This is a genomic window from Marinomonas sp. S3726 (genome assembly GCF_000967665.1).
Taxonomy (GTDB): Bacteria; Pseudomonadota; Gammaproteobacteria; order Pseudomonadales; family Marinomonadaceae; genus Marinomonas.
In genome coordinates, this window is sequence record NZ_JXYC01000023.1 from 1 (window position 1) to 14,310 (window position 14,310).

General features: G+C 38.6%; 15 protein-coding genes and 1 riboswitch. Of the genes, 3 read left to right on the forward strand and 12 right to left on the reverse strand.

All coding sequences use genetic code 11. The annotated features are described in order from the left end of the window. Positions 1 to 347: 347 nt before the first annotated feature. The 4 genes from TW85_RS17180 to TW85_RS25620 form a co-directional block, all read right to left on the reverse strand. Positions 348 to 779, reverse strand: a complete 432-nt coding sequence (locus TW85_RS17180) for a cupin domain-containing protein (protein WP_231871587.1) — start codon at positions 777 to 779, stop codon at positions 348 to 350. 35 nt (positions 780 to 814) lie between these two features. Further along, on the reverse strand, positions 815 to 1,243 hold the full coding sequence (locus TW85_RS17185) for a hypothetical protein (protein ID WP_157196972.1): 429 nt from the start codon (positions 1,241 to 1,243) through the stop codon (positions 815 to 817). Positions 1,244 to 1,596: 353 nt separating this feature from the next. Continuing rightward, positions 1,597 to 2,157, reverse strand: a complete 561-nt coding sequence (locus TW85_RS17190) for a dienelactone hydrolase family protein (RefSeq protein ID WP_046018374.1) — start codon at positions 2,155 to 2,157, stop codon at positions 1,597 to 1,599. A gap of 84 nt (positions 2,158 to 2,241) precedes the next feature. Continuing rightward, the gene (locus TW85_RS25620) at positions 2,242 to 3,900 is read right to left on the reverse strand and encodes a methyl-accepting chemotaxis protein (RefSeq protein ID WP_052702268.1); all 1,659 of its coding nucleotides are present in this window, start codon (positions 3,898 to 3,900) and stop codon (positions 2,242 to 2,244) included. A 399-nt stretch (positions 3,901 to 4,299) separates the two neighbouring features. Here TW85_RS25620 and TW85_RS17200 point away from each other — a divergent pair, with 399 nt between their 5' ends. Beyond that, positions 4,300 to 6,399 carry a neutral/alkaline non-lysosomal ceramidase N-terminal domain-containing protein gene (locus tag TW85_RS17200; RefSeq protein WP_238326243.1) on the forward strand — a complete coding sequence of 700 codons (2,100 nt, stop codon included), beginning with the start codon at positions 4,300 to 4,302 and terminating at the stop codon, positions 6,397 to 6,399. 116 nt (positions 6,400 to 6,515) lie between these two features. On the opposite strand, the gene add is transcribed toward TW85_RS17200, so the two are convergent. The 3 genes from add to TW85_RS17215 all read right to left on the reverse strand — a co-directional run bounded on the left by add (position 6,516) and on the right by TW85_RS17215 (position 9,155). After that, positions 6,516 to 7,514, reverse strand: a complete 999-nt coding sequence (gene add, locus TW85_RS17205; protein ID WP_046018376.1) for an adenosine deaminase — start codon at positions 7,512 to 7,514, stop codon at positions 6,516 to 6,518. 58 nt (positions 7,515 to 7,572) lie between these two features. Beyond that, positions 7,573 to 7,672: riboswitch (purine riboswitch) on the reverse strand. 37 nt (positions 7,673 to 7,709) lie between these two features. Then, positions 7,710 to 8,234: a hypothetical protein gene (locus TW85_RS17210; RefSeq protein ID WP_046018377.1), complete on the reverse strand. Its 525-nt coding sequence runs from the start codon at positions 8,232 to 8,234 to the stop codon at positions 7,710 to 7,712. A gap of 36 nt (positions 8,235 to 8,270) precedes the next feature. Beyond that, positions 8,271 to 9,155: a LysR family transcriptional regulator gene (locus tag TW85_RS17215; protein WP_046018378.1), complete on the reverse strand. Its 885-nt coding sequence runs from the start codon at positions 9,153 to 9,155 to the stop codon at positions 8,271 to 8,273. 262 nt (positions 9,156 to 9,417) lie between these two features. Between TW85_RS17215 and TW85_RS17220 the strand changes: the two genes are divergently transcribed. Next, positions 9,418 to 10,128, forward strand: coding sequence for a glutathione S-transferase family protein (locus TW85_RS17220; RefSeq protein WP_046018379.1), 711 nt, complete (start codon positions 9,418 to 9,420; stop codon positions 10,126 to 10,128). Here the strand turns inward: TW85_RS17220 and TW85_RS17225 are convergent. After that, complete coding sequence (locus tag TW85_RS17225) at positions 10,125 to 10,316, reverse strand: YwbE family protein (RefSeq protein ID WP_046018380.1); 192 nt, start codon at positions 10,314 to 10,316, stop codon at positions 10,125 to 10,127. The two genes, TW85_RS17220 and TW85_RS17225, sit on opposite strands and share 4 nt — an antisense overlap. 152 nt (positions 10,317 to 10,468) lie before the next feature. On the opposite strand from TW85_RS17225, the gene TW85_RS17230 reads away from it, so the two are divergent. Next, complete coding sequence (locus tag TW85_RS17230; RefSeq protein WP_046018452.1) at positions 10,469 to 11,122, forward strand: DsbA family oxidoreductase; 654 nt, start codon at positions 10,469 to 10,471, stop codon at positions 11,120 to 11,122. A 90-nt stretch (positions 11,123 to 11,212) separates the two neighbouring features. On the opposite strand, the gene TW85_RS17235 is transcribed toward TW85_RS17230, so the two are convergent. The 4 genes from TW85_RS17235 to TW85_RS17250 form a co-directional block, all read right to left on the reverse strand. Next, positions 11,213 to 11,587 carry a hypothetical protein gene (locus TW85_RS17235; RefSeq protein WP_046018381.1) on the reverse strand — a complete coding sequence of 125 codons (375 nt, stop codon included), beginning with the start codon at positions 11,585 to 11,587 and terminating at the stop codon, positions 11,213 to 11,215. Then, positions 11,584 to 12,363, reverse strand: coding sequence for an ABC transporter substrate-binding protein (locus TW85_RS17240; protein ID WP_046018382.1), 780 nt, complete (start codon positions 12,361 to 12,363; stop codon positions 11,584 to 11,586). The genes TW85_RS17235 and TW85_RS17240 overlap by 4 nt, the downstream gene beginning before the upstream one ends. A gap of 327 nt (positions 12,364 to 12,690) precedes the next feature. Next, positions 12,691 to 13,227 carry an isochorismatase family protein gene (locus tag TW85_RS17245; RefSeq protein ID WP_046018383.1) on the reverse strand — a complete coding sequence of 179 codons (537 nt, stop codon included), beginning with the start codon at positions 13,225 to 13,227 and terminating at the stop codon, positions 12,691 to 12,693. Between the two features lie 286 nt (positions 13,228 to 13,513). Then, on the reverse strand, positions 13,514 to 14,269 hold the full coding sequence (locus TW85_RS17250) for a transporter substrate-binding domain-containing protein (protein WP_084616405.1): 756 nt from the start codon (positions 14,267 to 14,269) through the stop codon (positions 13,514 to 13,516). Positions 14,270 to 14,310 lie beyond the last annotated feature (41 nt).

Here is a 14,310-nt window from a genome sequence, read left to right on the forward strand (position 1 = left end):
CTTATCAATAGAATAACTATTAAGTTACGCTCCTCGCCATAAATCTAGCGGCTTTTATCCACACGCTGAGGCGGGTGGACTTATTCGCAGGCTCCCTAGATTTATGGGGACATTATTAAAAGAATCAATACTTAAGAAAGGACTTACTTAGATAAATAGTATTGAAATAAAAAATGAGCATTTCCAACCATAGAAGAGACTATGTAGCTATCAGATAAGCAAAGGGACTATCAAAAAAACAAAGGGACTTTCAGCAAAACAAAGGAGTTATCATAAAAACAAAGAAAGCATACAAGTCAGTAGCTGCATTAAAATTTGTCAGACTAGACAGTTTTTTGAGTAAAGCATCAGTGAGTTAAGGTAATAGCCTTATCTTTATTGCCAGCATAAAACACAATAATTTCTGCTGCCTCTTTACCTTCATTTTTACCGTAATGCCATTTGTTTACTAGCTCGACAATAGAGTCACCCGCTTTCATATAGAGTTTATCTTTGCCCTCTGTAATGACGGTTAGTTCGCCTTTTAGCAAAACCCCTGCATTAATTACTGGGTGTTTATGTAAAGGTAATTGCATTCCTGCAGGAATAATAATACGTAGAATTGTCACTTCAGGTTGTCCTTCTCCGTAGGCTGGAAGAGTATCTTGGTTCCAGCTTTGTGTTGTTTTAGCTAGCACTTCAACTTTTAATTCGTCAATATCTTGAGCAACCAAGGTATTGAAAGTCAGCAGCGCGAGCACCATGCCAAACCCTAATTTTTGCAGATGGCTATAACCCATTTTTACTTAATTCCGTATAAAACATTCTGTCAGTACTAAATACGCTTTGCCTGTATCGCATATCCCTTATAACTTAAAAGGATAGTATTATTGTCTAAAAAAGTAATCCAAGTCCCAAACTTATCCCACCTTTTATTTCGCACTCCGCAATGCAGGGTCACAGTTGGAATATGTTTTTCAGCGAGTTTGATGATTTCGCCACTGGCAATGTCTTCAATTTTCCAAGCGTCTCTGTCTATATAGCGAACCAAATAGTTTACATCTGTACAGTTATCTTCGCCGTTGTCTGCATAACTTGAGTTAAAGCTTAAAATGCGACCAATACCGGGGTCGTAGTCAGGGTGAGAGGTGCCACAATCATAAACACAGTATTTTGTACCAGATACTTGCCACAAACCATGAACCTTTTCACTCGGATCAAATTTGAGCTGATTGGCATAAACAGACCCAAATGAAACACTCAAAATCAACAGCAGGAATTTTACACAAGTCGTTGTTATATAAATTATCTTCCTGATAAGTGTCATTTGAATATTCATACACCCTCACATTTTGAACTTTCATTAACTTAAGTAACTATATGTAACAAAAAACAAGTTTAATGTAATTTTTTGATTTTCGCCATAATCTCTTAAAAATTCACAAGATCTGTCATTTTTAATTTTGGAAGGAGTAAAAGATATCGAATTAGCATTCAATATTTGGAAAAGAGTAAGCCAAGTTTGCTATCAAACTCGGCTTAAAAGTGGAGTAAAGAAACCGCAACTAATAATTAGATACCTAAGAGTGAAAGTAATAACACATGAAAAATAATTTTTTATTGGAGTGAAGCTATAGAAAGTAGCAGCCTCAAAGCTAACGCCTCCGCCTTTTCATTATAATGAGCGGATAATGGGTTCATAAAGCCATGTCCATACTGACTCATCTCTATCTCAAGATTGGTTCTACCTTGTAAATACTCTCCCATTGCGGCCACATCAAAGCTTCCTTCATAGTTAGGCAGGATAAGCTGACAAGGGTATTTAGGGCTTAGATCATGGTAATAACGAATTTGTGACGGGTAAAAGCAATGTATGCTCTTGAAGTTTAACCCCTTGTTGCTGGCAATGCGCCAAGCTGCACTTGCACCGGCACTAAAGCCAATTAAAGTATCGGGTAAATGTGCTTTGGCTAAGGTCAAAGCGCTTTGATAATAGCCATCATGGCTTGAGGCTTCACAGAATGCAGCATAAGCAGCGGTTTCATCTGCAAGATTGAGGTACTCACCTTGGTATGGATCTAGCACTAGAACTTGATGTCCTAGGTCTTCAAGTTTGTTTTTTAGTGAATCTGTCCAAGGCGTTAATCCAAAAATATCCGTTAAAATTAAGTATTTCATCTTGCCTCCTGCTATTGCTTATTACCAACAAAAAAGCTCGATAACCAAGGGTTACCGAGCTTAAGAAAGTTCTACTCAATAAACCTAATCTGACTCTTCTTCATTCACCTTAATAGGTCGTTTAAAGAAAGCCATCACATCGCCAAGTTGGTTATTGTTTTTATCCAAGTTGTGGGAGCTATGATCCATCGCATGCGCGTTATCAGAGATTTCTTTAGACGCTCCTTTGATCCCAGTAAATGAATTAAACAAATTTTCTATGGCTAGGTTTTGCTGCTGAGTTGCGCCTAAGATTGTGCCATTCATATCTGAGATTTCTGCACATGCTTGCATGATGTCATTTATAGATTCAGCAACAGTGTTAATCTTATCGACACCTCGACTTACCTGATCACGACTGAGTGTCATGGTATTTACCGCCTCTAAAGAACGGCCCTGCAAGGAAGAAATCGTTGTGTTGATCTCATCAATTGAAGACTGGGTCTTTTGCGCTAATTGTCTTACTTCATCAGCTACTACCGCAAAACCACGCCCTGCTTCACCCGCTCTAGCCGCTTCGATTGCAGCATTTAAAGCTAACAAGTTAGTTTGATCCGCAATAGACATAATCACTTCTGAGATTTTCGTGATATTTTCTGTATCCAGTCTTAAAGCTTCAATAACATCAGCGGCTTTAGCAATCGAAGTGGCCATACTATTGGACTCTTCAACACTTTCTAGCACTATGCTTTGGCTATTTGTAGCAACTTCATAAGACTCTTTTGCCCTATTGGCAGCATGAGAAATATTATCTTCAACTTCGACGACACTATTGCGAATCTGCTCTACAGAAACAACAACGGTAGAAATTTCATTGTCCTGTTGTTTTACACCAGACAAGGTGGTTTGCACCTGACCAGTTAGCTCGATAGAAGTTTGCTTTGATTGGTCAACACTAATGCAAAGACTTTCAACCAAATTGATCAAGCCATTCTGCATGGCAACAAAAGCTTGAGCTGCGTGGCCTAACTCATCCGCTTTAAAGATTGAAAGATCAAGCTGCTGGCTTAAATCGCCTTTTTCAACTTGCTCCATTTGTTTGTTTAGCACATTCAAAGGCTGAGTCACTTTACGGATGATGCTTCTCGCTAGCACTAAGACTAAAATAAGCACGACACCAGAAATGATTAATATGACATTCGTGGCATCATCTAGGTTCTGCGTTTCTTGTTGCTGAATTTCAAAGGCATCGTCAGCAATATAAAGTTGCATATCACTTAGAAGATCTACTATTTCATTAAATGGCGCTAGCATAGGTCCTAACATGGACTCTCTTGCTTCCATCACCATACCTTCATCCATTAAGCGTATGTAATTCTCTTGCTGCTTCTTATAGCTAGTTATTAAATCTCTATATTCTTCGACATATTCATGCACATAAGGATCTACTGCTAGTCCCATCATGTCTTTTAATGCATTGTCTACCGCAGCTTCATTTTCAGCTATGGTTTGGAGAATTTTCATATGCTCGGCTTTTTCTTCAGTCAAGCCGTAGTCCAGTGCAAAACGTCTATAAGTTACTGTGTAATAACGCAAATCAGAAACAGTTGAAAGCAAGGTAATGTTTCTTTCAACGACATTCGTAAATTGGTTTTTGACTTGATTGATTGCACCTGAGGTATAAGCCCCCAAAGCAACAATAGACAAAAATAAAACCAAAAAGGTAATTTGCAATGAGCGTGAAATAGAAATTGAATTAAACATAATCGACCTTAGTTATCCGTAGACTATTGATCTTATATAAACTAATAAATTTAGCTAATAAATATTAGCTATTCTGTCAATTAAGAGTCTTAAAAAGCCATTTAGTTGCCAGCAATCTGTAAATTAGCTCTTTTTTATCATTTACCCACAAAAAGACAGACTTCTAACTAGAAAAAACAAATATCACCAAATCAAATAACACCACCAATATGATATTACAATTTTGTAATGTCAGGTAATATCTAAGCCTATTCATGTCCCGTACTTTTCCAAAAGCCAGCATTAATTTGATTGATTTTTAGAAACATCAAAACAATTAAATGGCGTCAAAACTGGAAGCGCTAACACGCTCTCTCCAAATTCTAATAACAATAAATGGCGAATGCCTTTGGAAATTTTATGAATCGAATACCTTCCCTCATTAAACCTATCGCAATGAGTAGCTTACTGCTAACTACCAGTCTTATACCAAACCTCGCCCACGCAGGTGACTGGATGGTAGGTAGTGGTATATATGACATTACGGGTCCAGCAGCTGATCGTGGCATGGTAGGCTATGGTGATACAGGCCAAACTACTCAAGGGATTTTTACTCGACTTTGGTCACGTGCATTTACGATTGGCAATGCTTCAGGTGATAATTTTGTTATCTTTGTGAGCGCTGATCTACAAAGCATTACTCAAAGTATCCATCAAGGGGTCATGGCAAAAGTTGCTGCTGACGATAGCCTCTCACCCTATCTAAACGAGCAAAATATTATGCTGACAGCCACTCATACCCATGTAGGGCCTGGGGGCTATGACCATAACATCATGCTTAACCTGAGCGCCTTAGGATACGACGAAGACAATTACGCAGCGGCTGTTGAGGGAATTTATCAGTCCATAGTCAAAGCCTTTAATACTAGAACACAAGGTAATATCGAGTTTGCGCAAGGCAAGCTGACAGATGCTAGCATTAACCGTAACCCTAGCATTTATGATGCTAACCCGGATGCAAAAAATTATGACTCTAATGTAAATGATACAATGACAGTGCTTAAACTAGTGCAAGATGATGGTACTGAAATTGGCATGATAGATTGGTTTGCAGTACATAATGTATCAGCTCCTCAAACATACCGTTATATCAGTGGCGATAACAAAGAGATGGCAAGCCAGTTATTTGAGAGCTTAAAGGGCTCTCAACCTCCTTTTAATACTGGCTTTGTTGCGGCTTTTGCTAATAGTGAAGAAGGCGATGTGTCTCCTAATGTATGTGGGGCACAAGATGGTTGTATGCAAACCACTAAAGAAAACGTCTTATTATCCGCGACTAAACAGTTCGATAAAGCTTTAAGTCTATATGAAAACACGACTGACTCTCTTTCTGGCATCCTAGATTACCGCTTTCAATATGTAAAAATGCCGGGTTATCAAGTGTCATCACAATATACAGGTGAAGGCGATAAAACTGTATGTGAAGGAACGGTTGGTTGGTCATTTGTCGCAGGTGCAGCTTGGGATGGCCCAACCAACATGGATGGTGTGTTAGAAGGTATGACACAGGATAACGAAGGTACCTATTGGAACGAAAATGATACCTTGTTAGGTAATGTGATGGCTGGTTACCCGCTTTTAGGTTTATTAGATGCCTTTTCAAACATTACGACAGGCTCAGATGAGCATCATGAATGCCAGTACCCTAAACCAACTTTTGTAAATGCTGACTTAAATGAGTCCTTCCATTTATATTCTGACACCCTTCCCTTCCAGATCTTCCAAATTGGCAAGTTAGCTTTGGTAGGTATACCTGGTGAAATGACGACCATGTCTGGACGCAGATTAAGAGCAGACCTTGAAACGATACTTGCCGCGAAAGGTGTTGAACATGTTGTTATGGCAGGTTTGGCAAATGCCTATACTGGCTATATCACCACAAATGAAGAATTTGATAAACAATACTATGAAGGTGGTCATACCATTTATGGTCCCGATACCTTAGCCGCTTACCGCCAGATTTATTCTGGTTTAGCCACTGCTATGGTAAACGATAGCCCAGTGACTGCAGGCCCAACACCCGTGAATCGAGAAAACGAACAAGTCATTTATGCGCTGGGTGTCGTATATGATGATAAGCGACTCTGGGAATCCTTTGGGGAAACGGAAAAAGACGCTAACTCAAGTTATAAACAAGGTGATACCGTCACTGTAAAATTTAGATCGGGACACCCTCAAAATAACTTTAAAACTATGGATGCTTTTTTCAAAGTTCAAAAAGAAGTCAATGGTAGCTGGGAAACGGTTCTAACCGAGAATGACAAAGATACCCTATTCGTTTGGATACGAGATACGGATGCTGATTGTCTTGCTTGTTCATACGCTCAATTAGAATGGAATATCGCAAGTGATATGGACAAAGGCAGATACCGTATTCGCCACGAAGGCCACTGGAAAAGTGGTTGGACAGGCTCAATTAACAGCTATTCAGGCAAAAGCCGTACTTTTGAAATTCAATAGAAGTTAATAAATCATCGGATAAATACAGCTTGGACAAGGTGTCCAGGCTGTATTTGGTTCTATTCTTGTTTTGAATGCGCTATTTTCAAGCAGCATTTAAAGAATATGAAAGTTGACTAAGGCAATAAGTGAGCTAATAAATGGCGCTTTATTTCATTGCTTGCAAAGCTTTTATTGACACTTATCTGATAAATACCCTGGTAATCTTCTGCAGTTAAATTAAATGTCTCCATTACCTTCTGTACCTCTTTGGTCATAGTGGTATTAGATACTGTACGGTTATCCGTATTGATAGTCACCGCAAGCTTATCTAGATAGAAATCACGAACTGGATGCTCTTCTAGACTCTTTACAGCTTTAGTTTGAATATTACTACTAGGGCAAGTTTCTAAGGCAATATCGCCCTGTTTAACACTTTTATAAGCAACTTCATGATCTTTTATATCTATGCCATGTCCGATACGTTCTGCGCCTAATAAATGTATGGCGTCTTCAACGTTTTGGCCAACACCCTGCTCACCCGCATGAATGGTAATGTGATAACCAAGCGATTTAGCATAATCGGCATGCTCAACAAACTCATGACAAAAACCTTCTAGCTCAGCACCAGCTAAATCAAAGGCTACTATGCCACTATTTAAATAAGTTGCCCCTGCATCTAAAACCGCTTTGATATTATCTTTAGGTAAGGTTCTGAGTATGGATAGAATATAATTACCTTTGATATTGTAATCTGATTCAGCACGCTTCATACCTGCAACAACACTGGCCATTATGTCATCAAAGCTCAAACCCGCTTCTTGGTGTAGCTGAGGGCCAAATCGCACTTCCATATAAGTAACATTTTCTTTCGCGGCATCTTCAAATAGCTCATACGAGATACGCTCTAAGGCATCACTTGTTTGCATAACAGAAAGTGGCAACTCAAAACGTTTAAGATATTCAGGCAAATTAGGGCAAGTTTCTGGCGCTATCATGAGCTGATTGATTTGCTCGATATCTTGGCTAGGTAAGCTAATGCCTTGCTTGTTAGCAAGATCAATTATAGTACTGGGACGAACGCTTCCGTCTAGATGACAGTGAAGATCAATTTTTGGCAGGTCTAAATAATTCATATGAGTCTCTATCTTTAATACAAACGCACAAGCCCTTGAGTAATAAGCAAGGTATTGGCCATAAAGTTACAGACTTCATAATCAAGAATTTAAGGCTCTTGGTAGAAACTCCCAAACCATATCATTGGGATTATACGAAGCAATTTCGCGGCTAAATTAACATGTTGAACCAAAGCTGGCAATCATAAATCAAGCTTATGGTTCGCTTTCTTGCTCTTCTATTTCTACTTCTACTTCTACTTCTACTTCTACTTCGGCTTCTGTTAATTCTGAAGATGTTTCTGCAGTAGCGTTTGTTTCATCGACTAAAGGTGGATCGAAAGAAACGTCATCTAACAGTATCAAAGGTTTTTCTTCGGCTTGAGTTTTAGCGTCTGTTTTAATTTCATCTTCTGGAATAAATTTATTTATCCCCGACTGCACTAATCCTTCATCACAACTGCCTTGGTATTCAAGCCAATGAACTGTATTGCCTACCAGTACGATACTGCCAGAAACTAAAAATGTTGTAACCGGGATGAGGCCAGCAACGGCAACACAACTGGTATTTCCACCACAATCCAATCCACCTAAAGAAATAGCATCTAAGGTCAACTCTTTAGTATACATCTCACAGTTCTTTGCATAGGTTTGGCTATGCTCAACTTTAGGTACAAAAGCACATGCAGCTAGGTTTAATACCAGCACTGTAACAAGAGTGACCTTTATAACAGACCTCAAACTTTCTCCTTCACTTTTATAAATGAGTAATCAAGGTTAAATTAAGCGTTTTTCTTTTTCAAAACAATCGGTTAAATGCTTAATTAGTAATTTTATCCGCGTCTGATTCCTTAAGTCTGGATGCGTTAACAACCAAAGTTTGCTTGTAACTTGAGGTTGAACCTCAAACAACTTAATTAAACCTTGTCGCTCCTGGTCATTAGGTAGAATCGCTAATCCATGCCCTGCTTCCGCCAAATAAGACATGCTATTTAAGTCATTTGCACGCACAAAAATTTGCTCTGAAAAGCTTTTATCCAACAATGGAAAAGGAGCTACTTTTTTTAGGAACTCACTAGCACCTATAATCGAATGATTTTTCATCTCTTGCATTGTTCTAGGAGAGACTTTATTTCCCCCTTTACTATCAAGATAGTTAACGCCACAAAAAACACTCCAGGGAATATTCGCAACCACCTTACCGACTAGGTTTTCAGGAGGTTGCGCATTAGCTCTAATCGCAACATCGGCTTCTCGCTTATTCAAGTCAAAGTCAAGGTTCCCAACTAATACCTCGACGTCAATATCAGGGTAAGCCTGATTAAAACTCGCTAAATAACCAGGTAAATAGTGATAAGCAATATTATTAGGTGCGGTAATACTTACCTTTCCCTTAGGTTGATAGTCCTTACCTGCTATATGGCGTTCTATATCATCAAAAGCGCTTTCTATTGTTTTCGCTAAGACAAGAACCTCTTCCCCCAAACCAGTTAGTTGGTAACTATGTTGAAAACGCTCAAACAAGCGACCGCCCATTTCTTTCTCTAATGCATTTAAGCGTCTAAACACAGTTGAGTGATTCACAGATAAACGCCTTGCTGCTGCAGATAAAGACCCTGTATTAGCAATCGCTAAAAATACCTTAAATGCATTCCAATCCATTAATACTACTCCATCTTGGTTCGGGGCTTGAGTGAAAGACTTACTAACACTTTCAAGCTAAGACATGTGCCTTACACCTGCCTAAAGTTAGACAACTTAAGAGTATTCGATCTCACTACTCAAAGTCTCTGTGCAAATGCGCAAATTGGTTTTGCATATTTTGCTAGTTTTCATGCAAAGGTGCATTAAACATAATACCACTCAAGGTATATCACTCAAAAATAGTATCCAAGAATAAAACGCATTAGTTGGAGAGAAGAATATGACTCAGCATTTAGCAGAATTAAATAAGCAAAACTTAGATGTAAGCGATGCCGAAATCACCTTGATAAGCCATGTCTTATGCCCTTTCGTACAACGCTCAGTCATTATATTAAAGGAGCAAGGAACCTCTTACCAGAGGTTAGATATTGACCTTGCCAACAAACCTAACTGGTTCGCCAAAGTATCCCCTTTAGGTAAGGTGCCAGTACTAATGCTTGAGGGCAAAAACAGCCTTTTCGAGTCTCAGGTGATTTGTGAATACCTAGATGAAATCAACACATCCAGTATGCATCCGGACAATGCCTACGAAAAAGCACATCACAGGTCTTGGATAGAGTTTGGTTCAGGTATTTTAGGCGATATTGTTGGTGTGTATAACGCTACAGACAAGGCAGGGCTTGAGCAAAGCTTACAGAGTATTCAAACCAAATTGTCCCAGGTAGAGAAGCAATTAAGCCAAGGCCCATTCTTTTCGGGTGATACATTTCAGGTTATAGATGCAGTTTACAGCCCTATCTTTAGGTATTTCAATACCTTAGAGAAGTATGTCGATTGCAGCTTTTTTGAAGTTCTTCCAAGAATAAGTGCATGGCGACATGCCTTATCACAAAGAGCGTCCGTGCAAACCGCTGTCGCTATGGATTATCCAGAAAGATTAGAAACCTTCTTTAAAGCGAGAAATGGCTACCTTTCCAGCCTAATCTCTTAAACAAGAGATTGAACTCTACCTACCTCACCAGTCTCTAAACGCACCTTGATGCCATGTGGGTGACTAGGAGATTTGGTGAGTAAGTTTTGCACCTTTCCTTGGGTTAGTTGTCCACTACCCTGATCTTGCTTTTGAACAATATTAACTTGAGCACCAATTTGGATATCTCGTCTTGCTGGGGTTGCCATAATTAGCTCCGCTAAATAAGCAAGAAGCCTATATAAATGCACTTAGTAATACAAGAATTCATATTTAAATCTAATTCTTCAACATTTTCTGGCGTTAGAATATTGGTTATTCAATGGCTATTAGCAAAAAGCAAATTTTTGGAGCAAAGAAAATGACTCAACTGAAAATCGAAATCGTATCAGATGTAATGTGCCCTTGGTGTGTTGTGGGCTATAAAAATTTAGAAAAAGCATTATCAGAGCTATCGCCTAAATTAACTGCCGACATTAGCTGGCAAGCGTTTGAGCTTAACCCAGACATGCCAACTGAAGGTCAAAACTTATCAGAACATCTAATGCAAAAGTATGGTCAAACTAAGGAGCAAAGTGTAGAAAACAGAGCTCATCTTACTAAGCTTGGTAAAGATGCTGGTTTTGATTTTAACTTTGATGAAAACAGCATAATGATTAATAGCTTTGATTGTCACAGACTCCTAACTTGGGCAAAAGGCTTTAACAAGCAAACAGAGCTGAAACTAGCACTCTTTAAAGCACATTTTAGTGACAAGGTTTACCTAAATGATGAGACTGAGTTATTACGAATTGTCGAGTCGGTAGGTTTACCTCTAAACGAAGCCAAACAACTTCTTGCTAATAGCGACTTCTCGGACATTGTGCGAAGTGAGCAACAAAAATATAGAGAGTTAGGTGTTTCTTCAGTCCCTACCTTTATCATTAATGACAAGTATGCCATTAGTGGTGGTCAAGCGGCTGCAACCTTTAAACAAGCACTAGAGCAAATCAGTGCTGAAACTGAAAGCGCTTAGTAGCTTATTTAGCCATGGATGTAGGAGTATTTGAAATGTATTTCTACATCCATAAACTTCCAAATTTAAGATAAAACGCTCTCTGTGAAGTCAAAGATCGACAGGAATAAAGGAGAAAACTCTTTGCCCTTGTTCTAATTGGACTTCACCGCTTGATAATGTTTTAAAGCGAAATGTCATAGTTTTAGACTTCTCTTGTAAAAAAGAACGCTGTGTTATATTGCGTTCTCTAAACTCAACACTGTCTTTTGATAAGGCTATCAGCCCCTTCTCTAACAGAAAGTCGTAAGCTTCTTTTCCGTAACATTCATTTTTGATTTGATAAGTATTACCTTGAATATGAATTTGATCAGGGCAACTAAGTTCAGTGTTACCAAGACCGATTTGAAACCATATTTGTGCAGGTAAAGAAGCGCTAAATAAAAGTCCAAAGTATAGAAGTTTTTTATATGAACTAGTTATCACTGTAAGCCACTAATCTGACCGAAATATGACTGGTAAATAGCTTGATAGCGACCATCCTGCTTCATCGCTTTAAGCTCTTGATTGTAACCCTTCATCACCCTTTCTAAGCCTTTGTAATCTGATGCTTTAACAAAGGTGTTGTAGTAGGGCTTTTGTTTTAAAGGTTTTTCTAAATAGACAATATCATCTGAATAACCTTCTAATTTTGCTTTATACAAGGTTTCAACGGTATTGCTGGCATAGGTATCAAAGCGCCCATGTACCAGTTTCTTAAGATTAAGATTATTATTTACTACTGTATCTAGGGTAAATACTCCCTCTTCGGCAGCTTTCCAAAAACCAGGAGTATAAGCAAACCCACTTGTAGCCCCCACTCTTAAACCAGCTAAATCAGTGTAAGAGTTGTAATGTATTTTCCCGATACTTTCCTTACGGATAAAGAAGTTCCAATTGAGATTAATATGAGGCTCTTCAGCATAGGTTAATAGGTTAAATCGCTGAGGCTTTTTCGATAAGGTAAATACCATATCAACATCTGAATCTTGCCACATTTTGGTCAAACGGGTTGAAGAACTAACAAGTTCAACTTGGTAATCTAGATCCAGTTTACCCATAATTTCATCGAGAATTTCAATGTCAAAACCGGTTAACTTATTGTCTTCATTGTAAAAACGATAAGGTGCACCTGGAATGCCAATAATTTTAAGCGTATCTGCTAACAAAGTATTCGCTGATAGAGCAAACATAAGAAATAGCAATATTCCCTTTCTATGCATCTTGCTTACCTTTTGTAATTCAAAAACAAGAATAGTGTAGCGAGCTTATATGACGAATTAAGTCATGGTCTTCCTTAGGCTAACGAAAAGATCAAGCACCATTAACTCTATTAAAAAAGTGAACTATTAACCAGTTTTAATAAGGGAATTTCAGAAAATTTACGCTTAGTTTCATTCTTGGAATTAGCTTTAGAACTGGGTCAAATCGCCTTTTCTCTTGAATAAAATTAAACCTAGATGTCAGATGGAATATCAATAATGGAGAGCCTGGGCTGCTCTCCATTGGCCTGGGGCGGGTTTATCTTATTTACTGTCAGTAAAAACTGGTTATTTGACTAACTTAATTAGTTCTTTAAAGACGCTACCTTCAGCCTTTTGCTGCAGTTCAAACAGAGCCATTTCAGAGCCAGTTAATCTTGCTCCTGCCGCTTGCATTGCATTAATCCCAAGTTGTTTGTTTTCCATGGTTCTTGAGCTGACCGAGTCGGTTGCTAGATGCACCTTTAAATCCATTGCTAACAGGTCTCGAACAGTTTGATACACACAAATATGACACTCAATTCCAGCAACTATCCAATCCGTCTTGTTTGTTTCTAAAACTGCCTCTTTAATCTCTTCAGAACCCAATGCACTAAAGCTTGATTTAGCATAAGCAACGTCTGTTAAGTGTTTTGCAATATCAGGATGAGTAGCTCCTAGTTTCTCTGGTATTTGCTCAACCCAAATAATAGGAAGATCAAGCAGTTTTGCACCCTGAATTAGAATGCTTGTCTGCTTAAACAAGGATTCCTTTTCATACATCTGCTCAGCAAGGTTACCCTGAATATCGACAATAATTAGACCGGTATTTTCTATATTAATCATAGCTACTCGCTTAGGTTGATTGAGATGTTTTTGTCACATCAAATAGGAAAAAAATTCGTATTGGATTGGTGGGGGTTTACTTAAAATAAACGAGCAACCCATGAGCTTAAATGCGTTCACAATTCTATCGATTCGATAACATAATACAAGACTTAGCCTTTTCACATGGGGAACCTAAAATCAAAGTGCATATCTCGTTATAAGTTCAAGCACTTTTCCTCACGCACTAAGGCGTAAGAATTTAGTCATAAGCCCTTGATACTCAGGATAAACAGAAAGGCTTCTTCTATAATTGCCTTGCGAAATAATCATCAATGATTTTTTGATACTCGCCACTTTGCTTTAAGCGGCCCAATGTTTTATCAAACTCATCTCTTAATTGAGTAAGTTTACGCTCCTTAGAGAAGGCGATGTAACTTGGCAAGTTTTGAACACTAATAGGAAGCTCTTTAACATCACTTTCCCTATCGAGTTTTTTTAGGATGTGATAGCCACCGTACTTGGTACTAGCGACCATATCTACTCGCTTCTTCAATAAGAGCCCAAAGTTTTGAGTACCTTCATTCGCTTCTTCAACCCGCTTAAAGGTGTCAGTTTTTATGGCATTATCAAGTTTTAAGCCATAACTTATCTTGCGTACTACGCCTAAGCTATAGGTATCTAATTCCCTAAGGTCTCCATCAAATGCTATCTTAGAGTCTCTTCTCACAAATAAGGACACGGCCTGTTGCATCAAAACCTGATTTGAGAAATCTGCAAAGCGCTCTCTTTCAGGGGTTTTAAAGGCAGTAAAGACTGCATCACGACTCCCCTCTTTGATATAACGCATTGCCCTAGCCCAAGGTAACACCTCAATGGTTATTGGCTGATTCATCTCTTTAAAAGTACGTCGAATAACATCAACAGCCAGCCCCTTAAGCTGGCCATCTTGAGTATATTCATAAGGAGGGTATTCGAGAGTAACAAGGCGTATTGTTTTAGCTTGAACAAGTGAGTTCATCACTAAAGTTGCAGTGATAGCAATGAAAATACGGTAATACAAAATATTTACTCCCTTAAATATCGTGTCACATTCAGTTCAAT

What these genes read in the sequence shown, in the direction of transcription:
- TW85_RS17180 (WP_231871587.1), bottom strand. Translation starts at nt 779, where the DNA reads ATGGGTTATAGCCATCTGCAAAAATTAGGGTTTGGCATGGTGCTCGCG.
- TW85_RS17190 (WP_046018374.1), bottom strand. Translation starts at nt 2,157, where the DNA reads ATGAAATACTTAATTTTAACGGATATTTTTGGATTAACGCCTTGGACA.
- TW85_RS25620 (WP_052702268.1), bottom strand. Translation starts at nt 3,900, where the DNA reads ATGTTTAATTCAATTTCTATTTCACGCTCATTGCAAATTACCTTTTTG.
- TW85_RS17200 (WP_238326243.1), top strand. Translation starts at nt 4,300, where the DNA reads ATGAATCGAATACCTTCCCTCATTAAACCTATCGCAATGAGTAGCTTA.
- add (WP_046018376.1), bottom strand. Translation starts at nt 7,514, where the DNA reads ATGAATTATTTAGACCTGCCAAAAATTGATCTTCACTGTCATCTAGAC.
- TW85_RS17215 (WP_046018378.1), bottom strand. Translation starts at nt 9,155, where the DNA reads ATGGATTGGAATGCATTTAAGGTATTTTTAGCGATTGCTAATACAGGG.
- TW85_RS17220 (WP_046018379.1), top strand. Translation starts at nt 9,418, where the DNA reads ATGACTCAGCATTTAGCAGAATTAAATAAGCAAAACTTAGATGTAAGC.
- TW85_RS17225 (WP_046018380.1), bottom strand. Translation starts at nt 10,316, where the DNA reads ATGGCAACCCCAGCAAGACGAGATATCCAAATTGGTGCTCAAGTTAAT.
- TW85_RS17230 (WP_046018452.1), top strand. Translation starts at nt 10,469, where the DNA reads ATGACTCAACTGAAAATCGAAATCGTATCAGATGTAATGTGCCCTTGG.
- TW85_RS17240 (WP_046018382.1), bottom strand. Translation starts at nt 12,363, where the DNA reads ATGCATAGAAAGGGAATATTGCTATTTCTTATGTTTGCTCTATCAGCG.
- TW85_RS17245 (WP_046018383.1), bottom strand. Translation starts at nt 13,227, where the DNA reads ATGATTAATATAGAAAATACCGGTCTAATTATTGTCGATATTCAGGGT.